The following is a 24,989-nucleotide window of genomic DNA, read 5'->3' as shown; positions in this document are numbered from 1 at the left end:
CGGATTGCTTGATTGTGCTCGAAAGCTCGCTATATCTTGCAGGAACAATCAGAACAATCAGAGCGGTCGATCGGGGAGTGTGCGGCATGACGCATGTCGAGGACGAACTCAACAGCCAGCCCGAGTGCTGGACGCGCGCCGCCGCGGAGGCGGCGGGGCACACGGCGGCGCTGCCCGCGGCGGGCGAGCGGGTGGCCGTCGTCGGCTGCGGCACCTCGTACTTCATGGCGCAGTCGGTGGCGGCGCTGCGCGAGGGCGCGGGCCAGGGCGAGACGGACGCGTTCGCCGCCTCGGAATTCCCGCGGGGACGCGCGTACGACCGGGTCGTCGCCCTCACCCGCTCCGGCACCACCACCGAAGTGCTGGAGCTGCTCGCGGAGTTGAAGGGCAGTACCCGGACCGTCGCGATCACCGCGGACCCCAGGACGCCGGTCATGGCGGTCGCCGACGACGTGGTCGTCCTCGACTTCGCCGACGAACGGTCGGTCGTCCAGACCCGGTTCGCGACCACCGCCCTCACCCTGCTCCGCGCCCACCTGGGCCTGCACACCGACGCGGTCGTCGCCGACGCCCGCAAGGCGCTCGCCGCCGCGCTGCCCGAAGGACTGGTCGAGTGCACCCAGTTCACCTTCCTCGGCCGGGACTGGACCGTCGGACTGGCCAACGAGGCCGGACTCAAGATGCGCGAGGCGTCCCTCTCCTGGACCGAGGCATACCCGGCGATGGAGTACCGACACGGGCCCATCAGCATCAGCACCGCCTCCACGGCCACCTGGATGTTCGGCGAGGCCCCTGAGGGACTGGCCGACCAGGTCCGCGACACCGGCGCGATGTGGGTACCGGGGGAGCTGGACCCGCTCGCCGAACTGGTCCGGGCCCAGCGGCTCGCCGTCGCCGTCGCCGCCGCCCGCGGCCTCGACCCGGACCGCCCGCGCCACCTCACGCGCTCGGTGATCCTCGCCCCCTGACGCCGCCCCGCGCACCCGGTGCGCACCCGTCACCCGTCCCGAGCCCGCCCCCGACACCCGTGCCCCGACGCCCGGGAAGGGAGAGACCGTGCCCCTCGCCAGCACCGGCGACCTGGTCGGCCGCGCCACGGCCGCACGCTCCGCCGTAGCCGCCTTCAACGTCATCACCCTGGAACACATCGAGGCGGTCGTCGCCGGCGCCGAGTCCGTGCGCATGCCCGTCGTGCTCCAGGTCAGCGAGAACGCCGTGAAGTACCGCTACGGCCGCCTGCTGCCCCTGGCCGCCGCGGCCGTCGCCGCCGCCGAGGGCGCGGCCGTGCCCGTCGCCCTGCACCTCGACCACGTCCAGAGCGACGGCCTGCTGCGCCAGGCGCGGGACGCCGGGTTCAGCTCCGTGATGTACGACGCCTCCCGGCTGACGTACGCGGAGAACCTCGCGGCCACCCGGGCCGCCGTCGACTGGGCGCACGCCCAAGGGATCTGGATCGAGGCCGAGCTGGGGGAGGTCGGCGGCAAGAACGGCGCGGCGCCCCTCGACGCCCACGCCCCGGGCGCCCGCACCAACCCCGCCGAGGCCCGCGCCTTCGTCGCCGAGTCCGGCGTGGACGCCCTGGCCGTCGCCGTCGGCAGCTCGCACGCCATGACCAGCCGCACCGCGGCCCTCGACCACGACCTGCTGAAGGCACTGTCGAGCGCGCTGGACGTCCCGCTCGTCCTGCACGGCTCCTCCGGCGTCCCGGACGCCGAACTCGCCGCGGCCGTCGCGGGCGGCATCGCCAAGGTCAACGTCGGGACCGCCCTCAACATCGCCATGACCGGCGCGATCCGGGAGCACCTGGCCGCCCGCCCCGACGCGGTCGACTCGCGCGGCTACCTCACCGCCGGAAGGGAGGCCATGGTGCGGACGGTGGCGACGATCATCCAGGTGGTCGGCGCTACGTCCTGACGGCCCTCAGCACCACGAACCGGCTGTCGCTCGCCACCAGGTCGCTGTTGCCGAACAGGCGCTTCAGCTTGACGTGGTAGCCCAGGTGCCGGTTGCCGACCACCCACAGCTCGCCGCCGGGGCGCAGCACGCGCCGCGCCCCGGTGAACATCCGCCACGCGGTGGCGTCGGTGGTCGCCTGGTGGGAGTGGAAGGGCGGGTTGTTGAGCACCAGGTCGACACTGCCGTCGGGCACCCCGGCCAGCCCGTCGCCCACCCGGAACTCCGCCTGTCCGGTCGCCCCGTTCGCCTTGTACGTCGCCTCCGCGGAGGCCGCGGCCTGGAACGACTCGTCGGTGAACAGCACCTCCGCGCCGGGGTCGGCCAGCGCCATCGCCGTACCGACCACGCCGTTGCCGCAGCCCAGGTCCACCACCCGGCGGGCGCCACCGGGCGTCGGCAGGTGCTGGAGGAAGAACCGGGTACCGACGTCCAGCCGGTCGGCGCAGAACACGCCGGCGTGGTTGACGACGGCCCGGCCGGAGAGCAGCGGTCCGACGTCGTCGGGGAGCCGGTAGGTGAGCGGCCACGGGTTGGCCGGCCGCCGCAGCGCGGGGTCGGGTGTGGCGAAGATCAGCCGGGCCTTCTTCACGGCCAGCGAGGTCCTGGTCGGGCCCACGATCCGCTCGAACAGCCGGAGCGTCGAGGTGTGGATCTCCTTGACCATCCCGGCGCCGACGACGACCGTGCCCTCGTGCAGTGCGGGCGCCAGCCGCAGCAACTGGTCCTCCAGCAGCGCCAGGCTCTTGGGGACCCGCACCAGCAGCACGTCGACGCGGTCCGGCGGAGGGTCCTGCGTGGTCAGCAGGCGCACGGAGCCCGGTTCCGCGCCGGCCCGTTCCAGGTTGACGCGAGCCGCCTCCCGGCCGAGGTGGGAGTCGGTGATCTGCACCGGCCGGTGCCCCGCCAGCGCCGTCACCAGCGCCCCCCAGCGGTCCCCGAGCACCACCACCGTGCCGGTCAGCGGCACCTCCCGCTCCGCGAGGTGCCCCAGCAGGTACTCGTCGGAGGCGTCCCAGGCCCGGAGCCGGTCGCGCGGGTCCTCGGGGAAGCGGGTCAGCACCTGCTCGCCCCATGGCGTCGTCATACGGTCACTGCGGTCGTTCATCGTGCGCCCAGGCTAACCGAGCCGCAGCTCAGGCCCCCTCGCGCGGACCGGACGGCGTCGCGGGCAGGATGGGGACATGGACTCCGAGCTGTTCCCCAGGAGCCGTACCGAGACCGCGCCCGGTGCCGTCCACGTGCCGGACTGGCTGACGCCCGGACACCAGCGCGAGCTGCTGCGTGCCTGCCGGGAGTGGGCCCGCCCCCCGGCCGGGCTGCGCACGGTCCACACTCCCGGCGGCGGCACCATGACCGCCCGGCAGGTCTGCCTCGGCTGGCACTGGCATCCGTACGCCTACGCCCGCACCGTCGTCGACGGCGACGGTGCGCCGGTCAAACCCTTCCCGGCCTGGCTCGGCGAGCTGGGCCGCGGCGCGGTGACCGACGCGCTGGGCGCCGACGCCGCGGCGGACGCGCCGTACGACATCGCCCTGGTCAACTTCTACGACGCCGACGCCCGCATGGGCATGCACCGCGACGCCGACGAGCGCTCCGACGCGCCCGTGGTCTCCCTGAGCCTCGGTGACACATGCGTCTTCCGCTTCGGCAACCCGGAGACCCGGACCCGCCCCTACACCGACGTCGAACTGCGCAGCGGCGACCTGTTCGTCTTCGGCGGGCCCTCCCGGCTCGCGTACCACGGCGTGCCGAGGGTGCACCCGGGCACGGCACCGCCCGAGTTGGGGCTCACCGGACGCCTGAACATCACGCTCCGGGTCAGTGGCCTCTAGACACGCCACACCTGGGGATCATGGGAGACTCCCCTCCATGAGCGGCAAGGCGGACCCCCGGGCGGCGGGGGAAGGGACCACCTCGAGGACGCGGCTGGAGCGGGGGCGCGGTGCGCTCGGACCCGCGTTGGAGCTCGTACACACCGGACGCGCCCCCACCAGGGCCGTCCTCACCGCGGAACTCGGCGTGACCCGGGCCACGGCCGGCGCCGTCGCCGCCGAACTGGAGGCGCTCGGCCTGATCCGGGTCGACGCCCGGCCCGGCGCGGCGGCCGGTTCGCAGGGCCGCCCCTCGCACCGCCTCGCGGTCGCCGAGGACGGCCCCGTCGCACTCGCCGCGCAGGTCCACGCCGACGGCTTCCGCGCGGCCCTGGTCGGTCTCGGCGGCCGGATCGTCGCCACCGCACCCGGCTGCGAGGTCGTCGACGCCGACCCGGCGAAGGTGCTCGGCTCCGTCGTCGAGACGGGTGCGGAGCTGCTGCGGGAGACCGGGCGGCGGTGCGTCGGCGCGGGGCTCGCGGTGCCGTCCGCCGTCGCGGAACCGGAGGGCCTGGCCCTGAACCCGCTGCACCTGGCCTGGCCCGCGGGCGCGCCCGTGCGGCGGATCTTCGCCGAGCAGGTACGCGCCGCCGGTATCGAGGGGCCCGCGTTCGCGGCCAACGACGTCAACCTCGCGGCCCTCGCCGAACACCGGCACGGTGCCGGGCGCGGAGCGCGCGACCTGCTGTGCGTGGCCACCGGGCACCGGGGCGTCGGCGGTGCCCTGGTCCTCGACGGCCGCCTGCACATGGGCAGTTCGGGTCTCGCCCTGGAGGTCGGCCACCTCGCCGTCAACCCCGAGGGCCGCCCCTGCCACTGCGGCAGCCGCGGCTGTCTCGACGTGGAGGCCGACCCGCTGGCCTTCCTCACGGCGGCCGGCCGCGAGCCGGGTCCCGAGGTGTCCCTGCTCCAGCAGTCCTACGACCTGATCCGCGACCACTACACCGACCCGGCCGTCCGCACCGCCACCGAGGCCCTCATCGACCGCCTCGGCCTGGGTCTCGCGGGCCTGGTGAACATCCTCAACCCGGACCGCATCATCCTCGGCGGCCTCCACCGCGCCCTCCTCGACGCCGATCCCGAGCGGCTGCGCGCGGTCGTCGCCGACCGCAGCCTGTGGGGCCAGAGCGGCGGCGTACCCATCCTGCCGTGCGGCCTGGACCACAACAGCCTGGTCGGCGCGGCCGAGTTGGCCTGGCAGCCGGTCCTGGACGACCCGCTGGGCGCGCTGGTCCAGGGCGGGGCGGGCTGACGGCTCAGGGCGCCGGCCGGGCGCCCCCGCTGGGGGAGTTGCTCAGGTCGACCACACAGAAGACGTTGCCGTCCGGGTCCGCGAGGACGACGAAGTCGGGGTCGGGCGGGTAGCGGTCCCAGTCGGCCTCCCGCGCGCCGAGGCCGACCAGCCGCCGTACCTCCGCCCGCTGTTCCTCCGCCGAGTCCGTGTAGAGGTCCAGATGGACGCGGGGGTGCGGCTCGGCCGGCGACTCGCTGCGCATCAGGCCGAGCGCCCGTCCGGAGCCGTCGGCGTGGTTCAGCGTGCGCCAGCTCTCGCTCCGCCACTCGTCCGTGGCGACCAGAGCGAGCGCCGCGGTCCAGAACGCCTCCGCGCGGGGCAGGTCCGTGACGCCGATGACGGGGACACCGAGTCTCAACATGGCCCGAGCCTACGTACCGCGCGCCCCGTACCGCGCGATCCCGTGGCCGGGCCACCAGCCGGCGGAGGTGTTCTCGGTCAGGGTGACGAAGACGTTCCGCGTTCGGTACCCGCGCAGGTCTCGGCCCGGTCGGCGAGGCGCAGGACATCCGCAGTCCGGCGGGGCAGGAAGCAGGTCCGGACGGCGTACGTACTCCCCGCGGGGTACGCACACTGCCGCTGGCGGTACGACGACCGGGACCCGTCTCGGGGGCGACGCTCGGAAGCGACACGAAGGACATCGCCACCGAGGAGTTGGACGACATGGAGACCCTGGCACACTTCGGCGACGGCGGGCCCGGCCCCTGGATCCTGCTCTTCCCGCTGATCTGGGCGCTGGTCATCGGCGTCGGCATCACCCTGCTCCGCCGCACCGTATGGCGCGGGCGCCGCGGACCCGGACGGTCCACCGTCGAGGACAACTCGCCCATCGCCGTCCTCGGCGACCGCTTCGCCTCCGGCGAGATCGACGAGGACGAGTACTGGCGCCGGCTCTCCGTGCTGGACGAGCAGTTCGGCCGGACCCGCAAGGGCGGAGCGGCATGACCACGACGACCGTCACCGGGGCGGCCGCCCGGGTCGTCGGCGCCGAGAAGGTGTAGGGCGGCGACGACACCGCGCCGTCGGGCAGACCCGGGCCCAATTGCGTCCGCGGTCCGCTGGGTGTCCGTCCCGGTCGCCGCCTCCGGCGCGGCCGGCGGCCCCGGCACCTTCCTCGGCTGGGCGCCCGTGACGGCCTCCCACGGCGCCTCGTACACCGCCTTCGCCGTCGCCTTGCCGCCCGCCCAACTCGCGGTGGTGGCCCTCGTCGGCCTCACGGCACGCACCCTCGCCGGCCTCCGCCCGGCCCGCCCGGACGTACTGCGCGCCGTAGACACGGAGTAGCGGCCCGCCCGCGGGCGACCCGTGCGTGCGGGCCGCTACGCGGGACTTCGTGCGGGCCGCCGCTTAGGGGTACTCCGAGCGTGCACACGCGGCGGGCGTCCGCCTTGCGGGCATGCGCGGCAGGCGTCTACATAGCGTGCACACGCGGCAGGGGCGTCCCCCTTGCGGCGCGCGCTGGGGCGCTCTGCGCGGGCAGCCGCTTCAGGGCACCCGGAGCGCGCGCACGCGGCGGGCGTCCGCCTTGCGGGCATGCGCGGCAGGCGTCTACATAGCGTGCACACCCGGCAGGGGCGTCCCCCTTGCGGCGCGCGCTGGGGCGCTCTGCGCGGGCAGCCGCTCAGGGCATCCGGAGCGCGCGCACGCGGCGGGCGTCCGCCTTGCGGGCATGCGCGGCGGGCGTCTCCACAGCGTGCACGCGGTAGGGGCGTCCCCTTGCGGGGCACGCGTGTTGGAGGACTCTGCGCGGGCACACGCGCCGGGCGTACTCCTTGCGGGCGCGCGCCGCGAGTCGTTCTGCGCGGCCACGCGCCACGGGGCGTGGCGCCCGGGCACACACCGCGGACCGTGCCGCACGGGCGTACGTCCTGCGCGCCCGCGTGCCTCGGGAAGTGCGGGCGGGCCCACGCCGTGGGCCATCCCGCGCGGGCACACTACCCGCGGGCACGGGCACGGGCACGGGCACGGGCACGGGGCACGGGGCACGGGCACGGCGTCGGACGCGGGCGCTGGAGCCCGCACCGGCACCCACACCCCCACCGAACCCACCGGGTACCGGACCCACACCGCACGGCCCCCGGCAGCGAGGGGTCACCGCCCGGTCAGCCGGCAACGGCCGACCGGGCGGGAGCGGGTTGGGGGCTGCCCAGATCGACCGCGTGCTCGGTCTCCGCGAACACGGCGGCCGGCACCTCCTCGACCAGGCGGCGCGGCGGGCGCGCGGTGACCGGAGCCAGGCCGCCGCTCGTCGGCAGCGTGAACCAGACGACCTTGCCGGACTCGCCGTCCGGCCGGGCGCCCCAGCTCTCGCTCATCGCCGCCACCATGGCGAGTCCCCGCCCGCAGGTGGCGAGGGGCTCGGCGTCGTCCACGACGGGCAGGCGCGGATCGTGGTCGCGCACCGAGACGGTGAGCCGCTCCAGCAGCAGCTCTATCTCCACGGTGCACGTCTTGTCCGGCCGGGCGTGCAGGTGGACGTTGGTCAGCAGCTCCGTCACGCCGAGCGAGGCCCGGTCGATCAGGGAATGCATATGCCAGTAGCGCAATTGCGCAGATACGATTCTGCGGACCTGGCCGATCCGCGACGGCAGGGCTTGCAGCTCCACCGTGCAGTGTCTGCTTGGGTGACTGATCACGGCTGCGACTCCCCGACAAAGAGGTCCGGAAGAACACGGAGTTCGGATCCAGCAGGGCGCACGCGGCGCGCCGCCGCCTGCTGTCATGGCCGGCGGGCTGGTTCGCAGCGTTATCGCCGGTAAACCCAGAGTGACGTGAGACCAGCGTGACGCAAGGGGTGAGGCACCGCAACTTACGGACATCTCAACGGTGATGTCCGGCCGCCCTGTGCACGGCCTCGATGAAACGGCGGGCCGCAGGCGGGCCCGGCTCACCCGGCGCGGGGTCCCGCTCGCCGAGCGTCAGCAGGTACCGCTTGCCGTTGAGGTCGGCGAGGGCCCGGTCGTGCGGGCCGAACCAGGGGCGCGAGGCCCGTACCGCCTGCACCGGCGCGCTGTCGATCTCACTGCCGTAGCTGGTGAGCAACTCGACCCTGCCACCGCTGATCCGGACCGTCCCGGCCCGGGTGAGTGAGCGCAGCCGTTTACCGATCCGCACTCCCGTGGCCCTGAACTCCGGGTCCGCCATGCCGTCGCCCCCTCGCGCGCGCGTCGGTCGTCCCACCCGCTGGCAGTCTGCCCGCACCGCGCGTCGAGCACCAGTGCGCACCCTCCCTTTCCGGGGTCGTCCGGAGCACTCGCGTGAATGCGCCCCCACCGTGCGTGCCGACGCGCCCCAGGGGGCCTTTAAGGCGCCCAAAGATGTGTTTATGCAGGTGAGAAGCGTGTGGAAGATGTCTATGATCGAGGCGTCGGCCGCCCGGCACGCCGTCGGCGCGCAGCGTAAGGAGCCTCCTCGTGAGCACCACCCCGCGGACCCGCACCGGGGCCACCCTGGACGTCGACCACAGCGACGCCGACTACCGGGCATGGCTGAAAGAGGCCGTGCGCAAGGTCCAGGCCGACGCGAACCGCTCGGCCGACACCCACCTGCTCCTCTTCCCGCTCCCCGAGCAGTGGGGCATCGACCTCTACCTCAAGGACGAGTCGACCCATCCGACGGGCAGCCTCAAGCACCGTCTCGCCCGCTCGCTTTTCCTCTACGGACTGTGCAACGGCTGGATCCGCCCGGACCGCCCGGTGATCGAGGCGTCCAGCGGTTCCACGGCCGTGTCCGAGGCGTACTTCGCGAAACTGGTCGGTGTGCCCTTCGTCGCCGTGATGCCGCGCACGACGAGCACGGAGAAGATCCGCCTGATCGAGTTCCACGGCGGACGGTGCCACTTCGTGGACGACTCCCGCCGGATGTACGAGGAGTCCGCACGCCTCGCGGCCGAGACCGGCGGCCACTACATGGACCAGTTCACCTACGCCGAACGTGCCACCGACTGGCGCGGCAACAACAACATCGCCGAGTCGATCTTCCGGCAGCTGCGGCTGGAACGGTTCCCCGAACCGGCGTGGATCGTCGCCACGGCCGGTACCGGAGGCACCTCGGCGACGCTCGCGCGCTACGTGCACTACATGCAGTACGACACCCGGGTCTGTGTCGCCGATCCGGAGAACTCCTGTTTCTTCGAGGGCTGGACCACCGGCGATCCGGACGTCGCCTGCGACCGCGGCTCACGGATCGAGGGCATCGGCAGGCCCCGGATGGAACCGAGCTTCGTGCCCGGCGCCATCGACCGCATGATGAAGGTCCCGGACGCGGCGAGCGTCGCGGCCGTCCGCGCCCTGGAGCAGGCCATCGGCCGCAAGGCGGGCGGTTCCACGGGCACCGGGCTGTGGAGCGCGCTGAAGATCGTCGCCGAGATGGTGGCCGCGGGACGCCGGGGCAGCGTCGTGACGCTGCTGTGCGACCCGGGGGACCGGTACCTCGACAAGTACTACTCGGACACCTGGCTCGCCGAACAGGGCCTCGACATCGGCCCCTACACGACCGCGATCGAGACGCTGCTGCGCACGGGCACCTGGCCCGACTGAACCGGCACTCCCCGCCGGACAGGCCCTAAGAACGGGTCAGGCGCCGGTCCAGCGCCGTGACCGCGCCACGGAAGGACCGCCTCAGTCCCGGGCGCGCCCGGCCCAGCACGAAGCGGAACAGGGCCGTACCGTCCGCCGCGAAGGTCCACCGCACGCGCGTGCCCGTCCCGGCCGGCGCCAGCCGCCACTCCTCGGCGATCGCCCGGGCGCCGGGCGCGTTGGTGACGTCCACGCGATAGGCGTACACCTCGGGCCGCTCGGCCGTCAGGACGGTCTCGACGAACCGCGTCCCGCCCCGGAGCCTGACCTCGCGCCCCGCGTCCTCACCGATGGGCCGGGCGAAGGTCACCGCCGAGAACCACGTGGGCCAGCCCGTCACGTCCTCGGCGAGCGCGCGGAAGACCGCGTCGGGAGCGGCGGAGATCTCCCGCGCGAAGACCAGGCGCACCGGCGCCGTCTCGACGAAGTCGAGACCCACCGGACGCAGACGGTGAGCCATGGACACAACCCCCTTGTACGCGGCGGCGCATGCGGACCAACCATCGGCCGAGTGGCGCCACGATAGCCGGGGGCGCGTGCGGTGTCAGCGGGGCCTGACGGGACGGACGGCGCACGCGGGGCACGGGGCGCCATGGACGCCGGGGCCGGGAATCGCCGCGCCGCGTCCGCGTACCCGGATCAGTCGGTCGTCGGCTCGGGCTCGCCCGCCACGACCAGCCCGAGGTGTTCGGCGACCTCCGCGCGGGCGTCCGCCGACAGGCCGCCGTCGGTCACCAGCGTGTCCACCTGCTCCAGCGTCGCGAAGGAACTCAGGCCCACGACACCCCACTTGGTGTGGTCCGCGACCACCACGACACGCCGCGCGGACTGCACCAGCCGCCGGTTGGTCTCGGCCTCCGCCAGGTTCGGCGTGGACAGGCCGGCCTCGGCCGATATCCCGTGCACACCGAGGAACAGCACGTCGAAGTGGAGCGTGGCGATCGCCTGGTCGGCCACCGGGCCCACCAGCGAGTCCGAGGGCGTGCGCACCCCGCCGGTGAGGACCACCGTGGCCGTGCCCGGCCGGGCACCCGACGTGCGCTGCGCCACGTGGAACACGTCGGCCACCCGCACCGAGTTCGTGACCACCGTCAGGTCCGGCACGTCCACCAGCCGGTGTGCGAGCGCGTACGTCGTCGTACCGCCGGACAGGGCGATCGCGGCGCCCGGCGCGACCAGCTCGGCCGCGGCCCGCGCGATGTCCTCCTTGGCCGTCGGCTCCAGACCCGACTTGGCCTCGAAGCCCGGCTCGTGCGTGCTCGCCTCCGCCACCGGGACCGCGCCGCCGTGCACCTTCTCCAGCACACCCTGCCGGGCCAGTGCGTCCAGGTCACGACGGACCGTCATGTCCGACACGCCGAGCTTGCGGGTCAGCTCGTTGACCCGGACCCCGCCCCGGCGGCGCACCTCGTCGAGGATCAGGGCGCGCCGCTGCTCCGCGAGGAGGTTCGGATTCTCACTCACGTACGCTTCGGTCCTTTCGCCGCAAACCGTCCGACCCGCCGCCGCACTCGCTCTGATGAGGACTTCTCCCCGCACCCGTGCGCGGACGTCCCATCCTCGCACGCCGCACCGCCGGCCGCGCCACCACCCGTCCGTCGCGCACATGTCACACGCGTCTCGTCATGGCGTCACTCGTCACACGGTTCGGGGAGATTTCGTGCCGAAGGGTGTGCGGAGCCCGTCGAACGGAGATCCTTGTGCCCGCACGGACAGGGCCGACGGCGCGTCACGGGGGAGTGCGGACAGTGGAACAGGCCGAGCAGCGGGACGGGAGATCCGGCACCGCCCTGGAACTCCTGGTGCACGGAGTGGGCGGCACCACGCCCGCGGAGATGCTGGACGACCCGCGGACGGTGCGGGTCACCGGCGACCACGTCGCGGCCGTCTTCCGGCGCGCGGAGGACGTCGACGCGGAGTCCCGGCCCGAGGACTACCGCGGCCGGCCGGTGCCCGAGGCCTACGTCTGGTGCAACCTCACCTCCGGCAACGGCACCCGCGCGCTGTGGCTGCTGCTCCTGCCGTTCATGGTGGTGAACCTCGCCCACTGGATGCGGCCCGCCGCCGGCGGCCGCATCCGCACGGTACGGCTGTACGGGCTGCTGGTGCGGCTCGCGGGGCTCACCCTGACGGTGCTGCTGGTCGCCGCCGCCTGCGAGGTCGCGCTCGACCTCGTGGCCTGGCAGTGCGCGGGCACACGCGCGTGCGCCGAGCGCCACTCCTGGGTGGGCTTCCTGTCACCGGTGGTCTCCGACGGCGGCTGGTGGAGCGCGCCCGGCCGCCGGCTCGCCCTCGCGGCCGCGGTACCCGCCGCCCTCACCGGGCTGCTGTGGTACCTGTCGCTGCGCACCTGGCGGGCGTACGAGTCGCAGCAGCCGATGGACCGCGAGTCCGAACCCGAGGAGGGCCCCGGCCACACCGCCCTCGGCCGGCCGGGCTTCTGGTACGGCCGCCGCCTGGTGGCCCGGCTGCGCGCCGCGCACACCGCCGCCGGGCTGCTGACCATCGCCCTGGCGGTCGGCGCACCCGCGGCCCGCTTCGACCGCCGGCCGGGCGGCCCCGCGGCACTGGACACGCTGGGATGGCTCCTCCAGGGCGCGCTGGCCGCCGGTGCCGTCGCCGTGGTCGTGGTGGTCTGCCGCCGGGGCCGCAGCGAGAACCGCCTCGACCGGCGCCTCGACCGCCACCTCGTCCGGCGTCTGCCGCTCGCCGCCCTCGTCCTGTTCGTCCTCGCCCTGCTGTACGGCGGCTGGGACCGCCCGGGGTGGGCGTCGGCCGGCCGGCTCTCCGGTGACATGGCCTTCGGTGGCATCGCCCTGACGCAGGGCCTGCTGGTCATCGCCCTCGCCGTGGTCGCGCACCTGCTCCACCGCAGCCTCCCCGACGCCCGCGCGGCGATCCGCGGCCTCGGTGGACCCGCCGTCGTCATGCTGGCCTGCGCGCTGGGCGGCTTCATGTCCGGCGGCGTCGCCCAGCGCGTCTCGGACTGGATGGACGGCACCGGCACCTTCCTGTACGGCCCGCCCGTCCTGCTGACCTGGCAGGCGTCCGTCATCCCGCCGCTCCTCGTCGTCGTGCTGCTGCTGTGCGCCGTGCTGGCCCGGCACACCTGGGGCCTCGCCCGCGCCGAACGGGACGCCGTGGAGGGCGACCTCGCGGGGGAGGCCGGGGATCCGGGACGCACCCGGCGCATCGCCCTGGCCCGGGCGACGGCCACCCTCACGGACCGGGCGCCGCTGCTCGTCGCCATCACCTCCGCCGCCACCCTGCTGCTGGGTGCCGGAGCGCTGGTGGGTGCCCTGACGACCGACCAGGTGCCCGGTGAGGCGGCGCGCGGCACGTACGCCGTCGTGCACGGTGCCGCGCAGACCGCGCAGGCACTGGGCTCCTGGCTGATCGGCCTCGGCTTCATACTGTTCGTGACCTGGGGCAGGCGCGCCTACAAGGACGCCTCCGCGCGGCGCACCATCGGCATCCTGTGGGACGTCGGCACCTTCTGGCCGCGCGCCGCCCACCCCTTCGCACCGCCCTGCTACGCCGAGCGCGCCGTACCCGACCTGACCTGGCGGATGGCGACCTGGACCCGCGCCACCGGCGGACGGCTGGTCATCTCCGGACACTCGCAGGGCAGCGTCCTCGCCGCCGCCGCGTCCTGGCAGCTGGAGCCGGCCGCCCGCAGACGGGTCGCCCTGCTCACCTACGGATCACCGCTGGAGCGACTGTACGGCCGCTGGTTCCCGGCCCACTTCGGACCGGAGGCGCTCGCCTCGCTGCACCGGGAGGTCGACTGCTGGCGCAACCTGTACCGCCGCACCGACCCCATCGGCGGACCGGTGCGGCTGCCCGGCGACTCGGGCCCCGCGGTGGACCGCGAGCCCCTCAAGGACCCGCTGACGTACGGCCGCACCGAACTCCATCCGCTGCCCGCCCCGGTCCTCGGCCACTCCGACTACCAGGCCGACCCGGTCTTCGCCGAGGAGCGCGGGCGCCTGCTGGCCCGGCTCCGACCGGAGGTGCCGGCGCCCCGCCACACCGGGGGCCCCGCGTCCGTTCCGGCGGCGGACGACGCCACCGGGGCCTGCTAGCGCCCCCTCGGCCGCCTGTCCGCCGGATCGGTCACGGCAGCTCGGGCAGGTCGTCGGCGTACAGCAGGGTCAGGTCGTCCGTGCTGGGATCGGCCAGCTGGGCCACCCGGCTCGCGTGCCGTTCCACCATGGCCTCGAAGGTCTGGCGGGCGGTGCGGCCGTTGCCGAAGGCGGGGCCCTTGGGGATCGCCGTGAAGAACTTCGTCAGCGCCTCGGCCGTGCCGGGGGCCAGCCGGTACTCGTGCTCGTCGGCCTGCTGCTCCACGATCCGCAGCAGCTCGTCGGGGCCGTAGTCGCCGAAGGTGATGGTCCGTGAGAAACGGGAGGCCACCCCCGGGTTGACCGAAAGGAAGCGCTCCATCTCGGCCGTGTAGCCCGCGACGATCACCACGACCGAGTCGCGCTGGTCCTCCATGAGCTTGACCAGCGTGTCGATGGCCTCCTTGCCGAAGTCCCGGCCCGCGTCCTCGGGGGAGAGCGCGTACGCCTCGTCGATGAACAGCACCCCGCCGTGCGCCCGCTGGAACGCCTCCTGGGTGCGGATCGCCGTGGAGCCGATGTGCTCGCCGACCAGGTCCACCCGGGAGACCTCGACCAGGTGCCCCTTGTCCAGCACACCGAGGGAGGCGAGGATCTCGCCGTACAGCCGGGCGACCGTCGTCTTGCCGGTGCCCGGGGAGCCGGTGAAGACCAGGTGCCGCTTGACCGAGGCGGCCTTCAGGCCAGCCTGCTGCCGGCGCCGGCCCACCTCGATCATGTCGGTCAGGGCCCGCACCTCGCGCTTGACGCTGTCCAGGCCGACCAGGGCGTCCAGTTCGCCGAGCACCGCCGTCGAGGTCCGCGCGGGATCCTGCGGGGCGACGGCCGCGATCAAGGGCTCCTGCTCGGTGGTGCGCTGCCCGGGGATCGAGCCCAGCAGCCCGGGGGACTGGCTCACCGTCTGCACGACCGGCTCCGCCGGGGCGGTCGCCGCCGCGGCGCCGCTCTCGTCGCTGGTGCAGTCCTCGACGAGCGGACCGGAGTCGTACGCGCTGTCCGGGCCGCCCTCCGCGAACTCGTACCCGCCGCGCGCGCACCGCTCCGTGCGGCACTTCCTGAGCGTCGTACGGCAGCCGTCGATCACATGGAAGCCGTAGCCCGCGCTGCCGGTCACCCGGCAGTTCAGGAAGCTGCCGCGGCCGCCGGCCGACACGTAGACACCGGCCTCCGAAGGGGAGTCGACCGTGCAGCGTTCGATCGTGGGGTCGGCGCCCTTGGTGACTATGACGCCGGTGCGGTTGCCGTCGAGCGTGCAGTTGTTGAGGGTGCCGCCGCTGCCGTGGTCGCGGAACCACGCGCCCGTGGCCGCGTCCCGGATGCGGCAGTCGTCGAGCTGGGCGGTGGCGCCGTCGCTCACCGACACCGCCGTGTTGCGCACCTGGGACAGGTCGCTGTCGACGACGTCCGCGCGGGAGCCGCGGTCCAGGACGAACAGCGCGTCCGGTACGTCGTGCACCCGGCAGGAGTCGAGCACCGCGGTGGCGCCGTCGCTGACCCACACGGCCGGGTAGTCGCCCGTGCTGTCGAAGATCTCGCACTGGTTGGCGTCCACCCGCGTGCCCGGGTCCCACACCGACAGGCCGTTGCGGCCGAACTGCCGCACGGTGGTGCGGGTCAGGGTGAGGACGGAACGGGAGCGCAGGTCGACCGCGTTCTCCGGGATGTCGTGGATGCGGCAGTCGGCGAGGGTGAGCACGGCGTCCGTGTCCAGGGTGACGCCGTCGCCGGTGGTGCGGTGCACGTCGCAGTCGGTCAGGTGCGCGGTGGCCCGGCCCGTGACCTGCACTCCGCTGCCCCGTACCTCGTACACCTCGCACCCCACGGCCTCCAGCGCGGAGCCCTCACCCGTCGCGGTCAGCCCGGAACCGGCGGCGTGGTGCACGCGGCAGCGCTCCAGCCGGGGATGCGCGCCGGAGCGCACCGCGACGCCCGCCTGTCCGGCCGAGACGACCTCGCACTCCTCGAACACGCCGCCCCCGCCGTCCAGGACGGCGATGCCGACACCGGCCGGATTGTCGACGACGCAGCGCCGCACCGTGGGTCGCGCGCTGCCGCGCACCTCTATCCCTGAGGCGGAACGCGCGACCACTCTCAGGCCCAGCAGCTCCGGCGTACCGTCCTCGACGAGCACCGCGGGCGCCGCCGCGTCCTGGCCCTCCACGTGCAGGTCCTGGATCACCGCCGAGGCGCGCACGGTCAGCGGGACGCCGTCGACGGGCGCGATGCGGACCGAACCCTGGCCGCCCTCGGGCCCGCGCAGGGTCACCGCCCGCTGGACGACGAGGTTCTCCCGGTAGGTCCCCGGGGCGACGGTGAGGACGTCACCCTCGGCCGCGGCCTCCAGGGCGGCGGCGAGCGATGCGTACTCACCTGTGCGGCGCCGCCACCGCGAGGTGCCGGTGTGCGTCACCTGGACCGTGCCCTGTGCCATGGTGTTGCTCTGCCCCCACCTCGTCGTACGCGGGTCGTCGCCGATTCGCTTCGGCCGGTCCACCGTAGCGTGCGCGCAGGTGGTGAGTTGACCGGAGCCGGAAGCCCGTCAGCTGCCCGTGCCGGTTCTGCCCCAGTCCGGGCCCGCCCGCTCCCACTCCCACTCCCAACGCGCGTACCGGCCGCGGACCATGCGCCAGACGGCCATGCGCCGGCCGGCCTCCACGAGGGCCGCCGCCGCCACCGCGGCGCCGATCCCGGCGAGCACGGCGTGCGTGGCCGCCGTCGCGCCGTCCAGCGGGCGGGCCACCGCGCGTCCCCGCTCGTCCGTCCACAGCCCGAAGCGGTCGCCGGGATCGGGGTCGCCGATGCCGACCGTGACGGAGCCTTCGTGCCGGGATCCGTCCGGGCCGGTCCAGTCGGCGAGGACCCGGCTGCGCAGGCTCTCACCGGCGCCCTCCGGATCGACGGCCAGGGTGGAGCGCTCCAGGGGACGCACCACGGTGGCCGTCACCCGGTGCCGGGACTCGTGCTGTTCGCGTACCGACCGCTGGAGGGTGTCCTGGGCGGCGCCGCCCGCGAGCACCCCGAGCAACGGCGCCACGGACAGGATCAGCACCAGACCCGCCAGTGCCACCCATGCCTCGGCCAGGTCGGTCGCGCGGCACAGCGGATTGCGCCGCCAGCGCCACAGCCCCCGGATCGCCCGCACGTCCGCCCCCTTTCCTGCTCCCCGCCACCCCCCCGGCCGGCCCGTCCCGGCCTGATTCTCATGAACGTCTCACAAAGCCCAACGCCCGGACCGGGGACCGGGTTCCCGGCTCCGGGCCGGTGTCCTGATCCCGTCTCCGGGCCTCCGGGGCGTGGCACGTCAGCCGACGATCCGCACCGGGTCGCCGACCCGGACCGTGCCGCGGCGGGCCGGGACCAGGTTCTGCCCGAAGACCAGCTTGCCGTCGACGCGGCGGTGCCGTCCGAGGGTGTGCAAGGGCTCCGCGCCGCGTCCGGCGGTGGCCTGGTCGGTGGTGGTCACGACACAGCGCCCGCAGGGTTTGGCGACCCGCAGGACGACCTCACCGACGGCGATGCGGGACCAGCCGTCCTCGGCCCACGGCTCGGTGCCGGAGACGACCAGGTTCGGCCGGAAGCGGTTCATGGGCAGGGGGCCGTCGGCGGCGTGCGGGCCGCCCTCGATCAGGGAGTTGAGGGCGTCCAGGGAGGCCGTCGTCGTGAGCAGCAGCGGGAAGCCGTCGGCGAAGGTGACGGTCTCGCCCGGCAGCGCGTACCGGGGGTCAACGGGCCGGCGGGTCGCGGGATCGTCCAGGTGCACCAGCCGGACCTCCGCCCCGAGGAAGGCGCTGCACCAGTCGTGCGCGGCCGCGTCGTCCGCGGGCAGCGCCTCGACCTTGTCACGGAAGAGCTGCGTCGGGACGGTGGCCGCCCCGCGCGGCACCGGCACCGCGAGCGGCTCCATGCCGGGTGCGGACAGCCGGACGCCGCCGCCGGGCAGAAGCTCGGCGGCGGCCAGGGCGAGGCGCGGCTGCTTGCGTTGCGTGACGACCTTTCCCCCGTCGTCGATCAGCATCCAGCGTCGGTCTCCGGCCGGCCCCCAGGGCTCCATGACGACCTCCCGGAGCGACAGGCTCCGGAACGCCTTGACCGGATGGACGTGGATCGACTGCAGTCGCGCGTTCCCCATGACGCCATCGTGCCAGGTGGCACGGACGATCCCGGGAACGGCTCAGTAGCCGCGGTACTGCTGCTGGTTGTACGGGTCCTGGTACGGCGCGGGGGCCGGCCGGGGAGTCGCGGGGCGCATCGCCTCGTAACCCGCGGGGCCGGGCGCCGCCGGGCGGGGCTGCTGCTGGTACTGGGGACCGGGGTACCCGCGCGGCGCGGTCGCCTGCTGGGGGATGTACGCGGCTGGGGCCTGCTGCAGGGGCGCGGGCTGCGGCGCCTGCTGCGGGTAGCCGTAGGAGGACTGGGAGGGGCCCGCCGGGAGGGCGGGCAGGGCGGACGGGAGCGCCGGCAGATGACTGCTCGGCACGTCGTACGCCGCGGGGACCCGGATCGGGGCGATCTGCGGGGTGCCCCGTTCGGCCACGAGCGAGTCGTAGATCGGGGTGTCCGGGAAGGAGGCGGAGTAGTAGCCGCCGCCATAAGTGGAGCGGGGGGAGGTCATGGCCATAAGTTAAGCCCACGATGTGCTGGTTGGGGAGACCGATAAGAGGGTTGTTTTCCGTGTCCGCACTGACCCGGTATCCCCAATGCGAGCGAACTTGGCAAAATAGGGCGTCAGGCCGTGTGCTTTTGAGGTAAAGGCCGTGTTCCCAGCGGGTTACCGGCGGTTGGCCGGACACCTCGCCGAACCTCTCGTCGCACTCCGCGCGTGGGACGGACGGCCGGCCGGGAGAATAGGTTGGGCGCCAAGAACGCGACGAAGCGCCGGGACGCGGCCCGGTCACATCTGATGGGGGCGGACATGTCCATGTCGAAAGGATCGAACACCCCGGTGCCGACGACGGCGCTGCGGGTCGAACTGGGCTGGCGATCCGGCCCCTCAGTCCCCGACGCGGACGCGTCAGCCCTGCTCCTGGTGGGCGGGAAGGTGCGTTCCGACGCGGACTTCGTCTTCTACAACCAGCCCGCGCACTCCTCCGGCGCGGTCCGGCACGAGGGCAAGCGGGACGCCGGCGGGCGGGTGACCGACAGCCTCCACGTCGACCTCTCGCGCGTGGAGCCCGCGATCGAGACCGTCATCCTCGCCGCATCCTCCGACGGCGGCTCGTTCGGACGGGTCCCGGACCTCTACGTCGAGGTGCGCGACGCGGCGCGGAACACCGTGGTGGCCCGCTTCGACAACCCGGGCGCGACCGTGGAGACGGCCTTCGTGCTCGGCGAGTTCTACCGCCGCCAGGGCGCCTGGAAGTTCCGCGCCGTCGGCCAGGGTTACGACAGCGGGCTCGAAGGTCTGGCCACGGACTACGGCATCTCGGTGGACGAACCCCAGCAGGCACCCGCGCCCACTCCACCGGCTCCCGCGGTCACGCCGCCCCCACCGCCCGCGGCCCCTCCCGCTCCTCCGGTCACCCCTCCCGCCGTCACCACCCCGCCCCCGGCCGCGCCGCCGTCGGCCGCGCCGGTCCGGCTGACCAAGGTCACGCTCACCAAGGCGGCGCCCTCGGTCTCGCTGACCAAGCAGGGCGGCACCTCGGGTGCGCTGCGCGTCAACCTCAACTGGCAGGTGCGCAAGCAGTTCTCCGGCTGGGCCCGCAAACTGGGCCGCCCGGTCGCCATGCACGACGACCTCGACCTCGACCTGTGCGCCCTGTACGAACTCAACGACGGCAGCAAGGGTGTGGTCCAGGCACTCGGCAACGCCTTCGGAGCCCTCGACCGGCCGCCGTTCGTCCACCTCGACGGCGACGACCGCACCGGCGCCGTCTCCACCGGCGAGAACCTCACGGTCAGCCTCGACCACAAGCAGTACTTCCGGCGCATCCTCGTCTTCGTGACCATCTACCAGGGGGCCCGCTCCTTCGCCGACCTGCACGCCACGGTCACCCTCCAGCCGCAGTACGGCGCCCCGGTCGACTTCTCGCTCGACGAGTGCACCGTGCCCTCCACGGTGTGCGCCCTCGCGCTGATCACCAACACCGGCGGCGACCTCGTCGTACAGCGCGAGGCCCGTTACCTGGTGCCGGAACGCGGCGTGAGCCCGCAGCGCACCGTCGACCACGCCTACGGATGGGGCATGAACTGGACCCCCGGCCGCAAGTGACCGGACCCCGTCCGGCCCGTCAGCCCTCGTCGGGCACGACGTCCGGACGGGCGTAGGTGCGGCCCTTCCACGCCGCACCCCGCCCCCGGTAGTGCTGCACCGCCGAGTCGACCGTCATCAGGAGATAGAGGAAGGCGGTGAACGGCAGCAGGGGAGCGAGCCACAGCGGCTGCCGGTAGTGGCGCACCATCGGCGCGTACGTCCCCGCCATCACCAGCCACGCGGCGCCCCCCAGGAGAGCCGCCGCCGTCCCGCCCCCCGCCGCGCCGACGACCACCGCGAGCGGCGGCACCAGGTACACGAGGGCCAGCCCGGCCACCGTGCTGGCGAGCACCAGCGGGTTGTGCCGCAGCTGCGCGTACGCGCTGCGCGAGACCATGCGCCACAGGTCGCGCAGCTGCGGATAGGGGCGCACGCTGTCCACTCGCTCCGCCAGGCCCAGCCAGACGCGCCCGCCGGAGCCCTTGACCGCGCGGGCGAGGGCCACGTCGTCGATGACGGCGTGCCGGATGGCGTCCGGGATCCGCGCCCGTTCGGCCGCCCCGGTCCGCAGCAGCACACAGCCGCCGGCCGCCGCCGCGGTCCTCCCCTCGCGCCCGATCCACCGGAAGGGATAGAGCTGCGCGAAGAAGTAGACGAAGGCGGGCACCACGAGCCGCTCCCACCCGCTCGCCACCCGCAGCCGCGCCATCTGGGAGACGACGTCGAAACCGCCGGTGCCGGCCGCCGCCACCAGCGCGCGCAGACTGTCCGGGGCGTGCGCGATGTCGGCATCGGTCAGCAGCAGGTACTCGGGCTCACGCCCGCGCGCCAGGGCGATGCCGTGCCGCACCGCCCACAGCTTGCCCGTCCAGCCGGCGGGCGGCTCCCCGGGCGAGGCCACGGTCAGCGGCAGCCCCTCGTGCCGCCGGGCCAGCTCGCACGCCAGCTCACCCGTGCCGTCGGTGCTCCCGTCGTCGATCAGGAAGACCTCCGCCCGCCCCGGGTAGTCCTGGGCGAGCAGCGAGGGCAGGCTCGCGGGCAGCACCGCCGCCTCGTCGCGCGCCGGGACGACGACGCACACCGAGGGCCAGACACCGGGTTCCTGCCGGGCCGGCAGTCCGACGTCCGTGCGCCAGAAGAAGCCCCGGGCGAACAGCAGCCACAGCCAGGCCGCCAGGGACAGTGCGGATACGACGGTCACCGGGGTCATCCACGCGTCGGCGCTCACGTGCGCAGTCTGCCCCACGCCCCCGGCCCTCGACCGCGCATCGTCTATGGTGGCCGGGTGAAGATCGCGCTCATGGACTCCGGAATCGGTCTGCTGGCGGCAACCGCCGCGGTACGGCGCCTGCGACCGGACGCCGATCTCATCCTCTCCCTCGACCCCGACGGCATGCCCTGGGGCCCCCGCACCCCCGAGGACCTGACCGGGCGGGCCCTCGCGGTGGCCGAGGCCGCCGCCGCGCACCGACCCGACGCGCTGATCGTCGGCTGCAACACCGCCACCGTGCACGCGCTGCCCACACTGCGCGCCAAGCTGGAGCCCGCGCTGCCCGTCGTCGGCACCGTACCGGCGATCAAGCCCGCCGCGGCCGGTGGCGGCCCCGTGGCGATCTGGGCGACCCCCGCCACCACCGGCAGCCCCTACCAGCGCGGCCTCATCGCGGACTTCGGCGGCGACGCGACCGTCACCGAGGTGCCGTGCCCGGGGCTCGCCGAAGCCGTCGAGCACGCGAACGAGGCGGCCATCACCGCGACCGTCGCCGCCGCGGCGGCCCTCACCCCCGACGACGTGACGACCGTCGTCCTGGGCTGCACCCACTACGAACTGGTCGCCGAGCGCATCCGCGCCGCCGTACAGCGCGCCGGCGCCCCGCGGCTCGTGCTGCACGGATCGGCGGGCGCGGTCGCCGCCCAGGCGCTGCGCCGGATCGGCGCCCACCCCGACCCGGGCGCCCCGGCCGAGGGCACCCTCACCGTGCTGCTCAGCGGACGCGAGGGCACGCTGCCCGCGCCCGCGCTGGCCTACGCCGAGGGCAGGCTGCTGCGCGCGGCCACACCGGCCCGCTGACGGCCCGCCCGCCCGGACGGCCCAGTCACCCAGCGCGACGAGGTACCCGCGCAGCGAAACATGAGTAACCTCATATCCATGAGGCATCGCCACGGCGAGACCACCCCGCAGCCGGACATCTGGACCGGACGTGCCACCAACCGGGTCCAGTGGTTCCTGGCGCTCATCGGCGCGGCCTGCATGGCGCTCGGCATCGCCCTGGCCGTCGACTCCGCCTGGGAGTCCGGCGTCGTCCCGCTCACCATGGCGGTCGTCGGCTGCATCGCGGCGGGACTGCTGGTGCTCTTCGGCACGCTCGCCTTCGTCCACGTCGCGCTGCGGGTCGACGAGGACTGCCTCGAAGTGCGCTGCGGCCACATCGGCCTGCCACGACGGCGCATCCCCCTGTCCCACGTCGTCGGGGCCGAGTTCGCCCCGCACGTCACCCCGCGCCACTGGGGCGGCTGGGGCTACCGCTGGCGGCCCGAGAAGGGCACCGCCGTGGTCGTGCGGCGCGGCGAGGGCCTCATCCTCAAGCTGGGCGACGGGCACACCTTCACGGTCACCGTGGACGACGCGGAGGCGGCCGTCCAGGTCATCACGGACCGGCTGCGCCCGAAGGCACCCGAGCAGCCCGCGCACTGAGCGCACCGTGCCATGTGCGGGCCGTCCGCCTGCCGCCGCGGACCGTGCTGTCGGGGGTTCGGTCACCCGCCGTACACTCCGGGGGGTGACAGCCACCACCTCCGTCGGCGAGCCGGACCGGACGCAGCCGCAGCCCCCACCCGCCTCCCGGCTCACCGCACGGCTCCTGAGCCTCCTCCCGGCCGCCGCGGCCGCGCTCTCCGGAGTACTGCTCTACGTCAGCTTCCCGCCGCGCACCCTGTGGTGGCTGGCCCTGCCCGCCTTCGCCGTCCTCGGCGGGGTGCTGCGCGGCCGCGGCTGGAAGGCGGGCCTCGGCCTCGGCTACCTCTTCGGCCTCGGCTTCCTGCTGCCGCTGCTGGTCTGGACCGGTGTGGAGGTCGGCCCCGGCCCCTGGCTCGCCCTGGTGGCGATCGAGGCGCTCTTCGTCGCGCTGGTCGGCGCGGGTGTCGCCGCGGTGTCGAAGCTGCCGGGATGGCCCGTGTGGGCGGCGGCGCTGTGGATCGCGGGGGAGGCCGCACGCGCGCGTGTGCCCTTCGAGGGGTTCCCCTGGGGCAAGATCGCGTTCGGCCAGGCGGACGGCGTGTTCCTGCCCCTCGCCGCGCTCGGCGGCACGCCGGTGCTCGGGTTCGCGGTCGTCCTGTGCGGCTTCGGCCTCTGCGAGGCGGTGCGTCTCGCCGTCCGGGCGCGCCGGAAAGGCGAGGTACGGCGGGGCGCGGCGGCGGTGGCCCTCGTCGCCGTGGCCGTCCCGGTCGTGGCCGCCGTCGCCGCCCGCCCGCTGGTCAGCGACGAGGCGGAGGACGGCACCGCGACCGTGGCGGTGATCCAGGGCAACGTGCCGCGCGCGGGCCTCGACTTCAACTCACAGCGGCGGGCCGTACTCGACTATCACGCGCGGGAAACGGAACGCCTCGCCGCCGAGGTGAGGGCGGGCCGGGTGGACCGCCCCGACTTCGTGCTCTGGCCGGAGAACTCCTCGGACATCGACCCCTTCGCCAACACCGACGCGCGCATGGTCATCGACCGGGCCGCCAAGGCGATCGGCGCGCCCGTCTCGGTCGGCGGCGTCGTCGAACGGGACGGCAGGCTCCTCAACGAGCAGATCCTCTGGGACCCCGACAAGGGCCCCGTCGACACCTACGACAAGCGGCAGATCCAGCCCTTCGGCGAGTACCTCCCGCTGCGCTCGCTCATCGGGGCGATCAACGACGACTGGACCTCCATGGTCAGCCGGGACTTCAGCCGGGGCACCGAGCCCGGCGTCTTCTCCATGGCGGGCACCGAGGTCGGCCTGGTCACCTGCTACGAAGCCGCCTTCGACTGGGCCGTGCGCTCCGAGGTCACCGACGGCGCCCAGATGATCTCCGTACCCAGCAACAACGCGACCTTCGACCGCAGCGAGATGACCTACCAGCAGCTCGCCATGTCCCGCGTCCGCGCGGTCGAGCACAGCCGGACCGTCACGGTCCCGGTGACCAGCGGCGTCAGCGCGATCATCATGCCGGACGGCCGGATCACCCAGAAGACCGGCATGTTCGTCGCGGACTCCCTGGTCCAGGAGGTGCCCCTGCGCTCCTCCGAGACCCCGGCCACCCGGCTGGGCGTACTGCCCGAGATCGCTCTCGTGCTGGTCGCGGCCGGCGCGCTGGGCTGGGCCGTCGGCTCCGGTGTGCGCGGGCGACGCGCCCGTGACGTGTAGCCGTACGCCCGTCGCACGCCCCGTGACACCGCCGGGAGTGGCCGGCCCGGCCCGTTAGGGTCGTCCGCATGGCTACTCCCGACTTCATCCGCGACCTGCGCGCCACCGCCGGACAGCAACTGCTCTGGCTCCCCGGAGTCACCGCCGTCGTCTTCGACGACCAGGGCAGAGTGCTCCTGGGCCGGCGGTCCGACAACGGGCGATGGTCACTGATCGGAGGCATCCCCGAGCCCGGCGAGCAGCCCGCCGCCTGCGCGATGCGCGAGGTGGAGGAGGAGACGGCCGTACGGTGCGTCGTCGAGCGGCTGGTCCTCGTGCAGGCGCTGAACCCGGTGACGTACGACAACGGGGACGTCTGCCAGTTCATGGACGTCACCTTCCGCTGCCGGGCCGTGGGCGGTGAGGCCCGGGTCAACGACGACGAGTCGCTGGAGGTGGGCTGGTTCGCCGTGGACGCGCTGCCGGAGCTGGGGGAGTTCGGGCAGGTCAGGATCAAGCAGGCGCTGGCCGACGCACCCACATGGTTCGACCCCACTGACCCCTACTGAAGTATGGGGCGTGCCCACATGGGGAGCCGGGCGGG

General features: G+C 74.1%; 23 protein-coding genes and 1 pseudogene. 13 read left to right on the top strand and 11 right to left on the bottom strand.

The window, feature by feature from the left end; all coding sequences use genetic code 11:
• Positions 1 to 86 precede the first annotated feature (86 nt).
• Together ACFW01_RS09585 and ACFW01_RS09580 are read left to right on the top strand one after the other, a co-directional pair.
• The gene (locus tag ACFW01_RS09585; RefSeq protein WP_234957361.1) at positions 87 to 968 is read left to right on the top strand and encodes an SIS domain-containing protein; all 882 of its coding nucleotides are present in this window, start codon (positions 87 to 89) and stop codon (positions 966 to 968) included.
• Positions 969 to 1,056: 88 nt separating this feature from the next.
• The gene (locus ACFW01_RS09580) at positions 1,057 to 1,914 is read left to right on the top strand and encodes a class II fructose-bisphosphate aldolase (RefSeq protein ID WP_234957360.1); all 858 of its coding nucleotides are present in this window, start codon (positions 1,057 to 1,059) and stop codon (positions 1,912 to 1,914) included.
• Here ACFW01_RS09580 and ACFW01_RS09575 read toward each other — a convergent pair.
• Positions 1,904 to 3,040 (bottom strand): methyltransferase, encoded by a 1,137-nt coding sequence (locus ACFW01_RS09575; protein WP_234957359.1) that lies wholly within the window; start codon positions 3,038 to 3,040, stop codon positions 1,904 to 1,906. The two genes, ACFW01_RS09580 and ACFW01_RS09575, sit on opposite strands and share 11 nt — an antisense overlap.
• A 97-nt stretch (positions 3,041 to 3,137) precedes the next feature.
• Here ACFW01_RS09575 and ACFW01_RS09570 point away from each other — a divergent pair, with 97 nt between their 5' ends.
• Both ACFW01_RS09570 and ACFW01_RS09565 read left to right on the top strand, forming a co-directional pair.
• Positions 3,138 to 3,788, top strand: a complete 651-nt coding sequence (locus tag ACFW01_RS09570) for an alpha-ketoglutarate-dependent dioxygenase AlkB (protein WP_234957358.1) — start codon at positions 3,138 to 3,140, stop codon at positions 3,786 to 3,788.
• Between the two features lie 37 nt (positions 3,789 to 3,825).
• A complete protein-coding gene (locus ACFW01_RS09565) occupies positions 3,826 to 5,079 on the top strand; it encodes an ROK family protein (RefSeq protein WP_234957357.1) in 1,254 nt (417 codons plus the stop codon).
• A gap of 4 nt (positions 5,080 to 5,083) precedes the next feature.
• Here the strand turns inward: ACFW01_RS09565 and ACFW01_RS09560 are convergent, their stop codons facing one another.
• Positions 5,084 to 5,482, bottom strand: a complete 399-nt coding sequence (locus tag ACFW01_RS09560; protein ID WP_234957356.1) for a VOC family protein — start codon at positions 5,480 to 5,482, stop codon at positions 5,084 to 5,086.
• Between the two features lie 302 nt (positions 5,483 to 5,784).
• Here ACFW01_RS09560 and ACFW01_RS09555 point away from each other — a divergent pair, with 302 nt between their 5' ends.
• Positions 5,785 to 6,066: an SHOCT domain-containing protein gene (locus ACFW01_RS09555; RefSeq protein WP_384502777.1), complete on the top strand. Its 282-nt coding sequence runs from the start codon at positions 5,785 to 5,787 to the stop codon at positions 6,064 to 6,066.
• A 70-nt stretch (positions 6,067 to 6,136) separates the two neighbouring features.
• Positions 6,137 to 6,405 (top strand): annotated as a pseudogene (locus tag ACFW01_RS09550) (ABC transporter substrate-binding protein); the annotation flags it as partial.
• Between the two features lie 818 nt (positions 6,406 to 7,223).
• Here the strand turns inward: ACFW01_RS09550 and ACFW01_RS09545 are convergent.
• Together ACFW01_RS09545 and ACFW01_RS09540 are read right to left on the bottom strand one after the other, a co-directional pair.
• Positions 7,224 to 7,757, bottom strand: coding sequence for an ATP-binding protein (locus ACFW01_RS09545; protein WP_234957354.1), 534 nt, complete (start codon positions 7,755 to 7,757; stop codon positions 7,224 to 7,226).
• Between the two features lie 184 nt (positions 7,758 to 7,941).
• On the bottom strand, positions 7,942 to 8,265 hold the full coding sequence (locus ACFW01_RS09540; RefSeq protein WP_122620713.1) for a hypothetical protein: 324 nt from the start codon (positions 8,263 to 8,265) through the stop codon (positions 7,942 to 7,944).
• Positions 8,266 to 8,534: 269 nt separating this feature from the next.
• Between ACFW01_RS09540 and ACFW01_RS09535 the strand changes: the two genes are divergently transcribed.
• On the top strand, positions 8,535 to 9,659 hold the full coding sequence (locus tag ACFW01_RS09535; RefSeq protein WP_234957353.1) for a PLP-dependent cysteine synthase family protein: 1,125 nt from the start codon (positions 8,535 to 8,537) through the stop codon (positions 9,657 to 9,659).
• Between the two features lie 25 nt (positions 9,660 to 9,684).
• On the opposite strand, the gene ACFW01_RS09530 is transcribed toward ACFW01_RS09535, so the two are convergent.
• Positions 9,685 to 10,158: an SRPBCC family protein gene (locus ACFW01_RS09530; protein ID WP_234957352.1), complete on the bottom strand. Its 474-nt coding sequence runs from the start codon at positions 10,156 to 10,158 to the stop codon at positions 9,685 to 9,687.
• Positions 10,159 to 10,337: 179 nt separating this feature from the next.
• A complete protein-coding gene (locus tag ACFW01_RS09525) occupies positions 10,338 to 11,162 on the bottom strand; it encodes a DeoR/GlpR family DNA-binding transcription regulator (protein ID WP_234957351.1) in 825 nt (274 codons plus the stop codon).
• 284 nt (positions 11,163 to 11,446) lie between these two features.
• Here ACFW01_RS09525 and ACFW01_RS09520 point away from each other — a divergent pair, with 284 nt between their 5' ends.
• Positions 11,447 to 13,783, top strand: a complete 2,337-nt coding sequence (locus ACFW01_RS09520) for a hypothetical protein (RefSeq protein ID WP_234957350.1) — start codon at positions 11,447 to 11,449, stop codon at positions 13,781 to 13,783.
• Between the two features lie 31 nt (positions 13,784 to 13,814).
• Here the strand turns inward: ACFW01_RS09520 and ACFW01_RS09515 are convergent, their stop codons facing one another.
• The 4 genes from ACFW01_RS09515 to ACFW01_RS09500 all read right to left on the bottom strand — a co-directional run bounded on the left by ACFW01_RS09515 (position 13,815) and on the right by ACFW01_RS09500 (position 18,434).
• Positions 13,815 to 16,253: a right-handed parallel beta-helix repeat-containing protein gene (locus ACFW01_RS09515; protein WP_234957349.1), complete on the bottom strand. Its 2,439-nt coding sequence runs from the start codon at positions 16,251 to 16,253 to the stop codon at positions 13,815 to 13,817.
• 108 nt (positions 16,254 to 16,361) lie between these two features.
• Positions 16,362 to 16,964 (bottom strand): hypothetical protein, encoded by a 603-nt coding sequence (locus tag ACFW01_RS09510; RefSeq protein ID WP_234957348.1) that lies wholly within the window; start codon positions 16,962 to 16,964, stop codon positions 16,362 to 16,364.
• A gap of 159 nt (positions 16,965 to 17,123) precedes the next feature.
• On the bottom strand, positions 17,124 to 17,951 hold the full coding sequence (locus ACFW01_RS09505; RefSeq protein ID WP_234957347.1) for an MOSC N-terminal beta barrel domain-containing protein: 828 nt from the start codon (positions 17,949 to 17,951) through the stop codon (positions 17,124 to 17,126).
• Positions 17,952 to 17,993: 42 nt separating this feature from the next.
• Positions 17,994 to 18,434 carry a DUF6643 family protein gene (locus tag ACFW01_RS09500; protein ID WP_161328455.1) on the bottom strand — a complete coding sequence of 147 codons (441 nt, stop codon included), beginning with the start codon at positions 18,432 to 18,434 and terminating at the stop codon, positions 17,994 to 17,996.
• A gap of 306 nt (positions 18,435 to 18,740) precedes the next feature.
• Between ACFW01_RS09500 and ACFW01_RS09495 the strand changes: the two genes are divergently transcribed.
• Entirely contained in the window at positions 18,741 to 20,033 is a 1,293-nt protein-coding gene (locus ACFW01_RS09495; RefSeq protein ID WP_234957346.1) for a TerD family protein, read from the top strand.
• Between the two features lie 19 nt (positions 20,034 to 20,052).
• Here ACFW01_RS09495 and ACFW01_RS09490 read toward each other — a convergent pair whose 3' ends face one another.
• Positions 20,053 to 21,225, bottom strand: a complete 1,173-nt coding sequence (locus ACFW01_RS09490; RefSeq protein ID WP_384502978.1) for a glycosyltransferase — start codon at positions 21,223 to 21,225, stop codon at positions 20,053 to 20,055.
• A gap of 75 nt (positions 21,226 to 21,300) precedes the next feature.
• Here ACFW01_RS09490 and ACFW01_RS09485 point away from each other — a divergent pair, with 75 nt between their 5' ends.
• From ACFW01_RS09485 to ACFW01_RS09470, 4 genes are all read left to right on the top strand, one after another.
• Positions 21,301 to 22,086: an aspartate/glutamate racemase family protein gene (locus ACFW01_RS09485; RefSeq protein ID WP_234957345.1), complete on the top strand. Its 786-nt coding sequence runs from the start codon at positions 21,301 to 21,303 to the stop codon at positions 22,084 to 22,086.
• Between the two features lie 78 nt (positions 22,087 to 22,164).
• Complete coding sequence (locus ACFW01_RS09480; RefSeq protein WP_125495733.1) at positions 22,165 to 22,710, top strand: hypothetical protein; 546 nt, start codon at positions 22,165 to 22,167, stop codon at positions 22,708 to 22,710.
• A gap of 85 nt (positions 22,711 to 22,795) precedes the next feature.
• Complete coding sequence (gene lnt / locus ACFW01_RS09475; RefSeq protein WP_384502776.1) at positions 22,796 to 24,406, top strand: apolipoprotein N-acyltransferase; 1,611 nt, start codon at positions 22,796 to 22,798, stop codon at positions 24,404 to 24,406.
• Between the two features lie 68 nt (positions 24,407 to 24,474).
• Positions 24,475 to 24,954, top strand: a complete 480-nt coding sequence (locus tag ACFW01_RS09470) for an NUDIX domain-containing protein (RefSeq protein WP_384502775.1) — start codon at positions 24,475 to 24,477, stop codon at positions 24,952 to 24,954.
• Positions 24,955 to 24,989 lie beyond the last annotated feature (35 nt).

The organism is Streptomyces sp. NPDC058985 (assembly GCF_042740985.1).
GTDB lineage: Bacteria > Actinomycetota > Actinomycetes > Streptomycetales > Streptomycetaceae > Streptomyces.
Note: the sequence above shows the minus strand (reverse complement) of the source record. Positions and strands in the feature narration are given on the sequence as shown.